We start from the raw sequence: 560 nt of genomic DNA, 5'->3' as shown, positions 1-560 counted from the left end.
AAGGTCAACATGCAGATCGTGACGATGCCGGTGCCCGCGCAGGACGGCATCACGCGGGACAACGTCACGGTGCGGGTGGACGCCGTCATCTACTTCAAGGTGGTCGACGCGGCCGAGGCCGTCGTGCAGGTCGAGGACTACCGGTTCGCCGTCTCCCAGATGGCGCAGACCTCGCTGCGCTCCATCATCGGCAAGAGCGACCTCGACGATCTCCTGTCGAACCGCGAGAAGCTCAACCAGGGCCTGGAGCTGATGATCGACAGCCCGGCCGTGGGCTGGGGTGTGCAGATCGACCGCGTCGAGATCAAGGACGTGTCGCTGCCCGAGACCATGAAGCGCTCGATGGCCCGGCAGGCCGAGGCCGACCGGGAGCGCAGGGCGCGTGTCATCAACGCCGACGCCGAGCTCCAGGCGTCGAAGAAGCTCGCCGAGGCGGCGGGTGTGATGTCCGACCAGCCGGCCGCGCTCCAACTCCGGCTGTTGCAGACCGTGGTGGCGGTCGCGGCCGAGAAGAACTCCACGCTGGTGCTGCCCTTCCCGGTCGAGCTGCTGCGCTTCCT

At 67.7% G+C, this 560-nt stretch carries 1 protein-coding gene; it reads left to right on the top strand.

The features are described from left to right. The coding region (locus tag OKJ99_RS10135) for a slipin family protein (protein ID WP_326015539.1) at nt 1-560 on the top strand (560 nt) is incomplete at both ends.

Origin of the sequence: Streptomyces endophyticus (assembly GCF_035798155.1) — a bacterium.
Lineage (GTDB): Bacteria > Actinomycetota > Actinomycetes > Streptomycetales > Streptomycetaceae > Streptomyces > Streptomyces endophyticus.
This window is presented reverse-complemented; position numbering and strand designations above follow the sequence as displayed.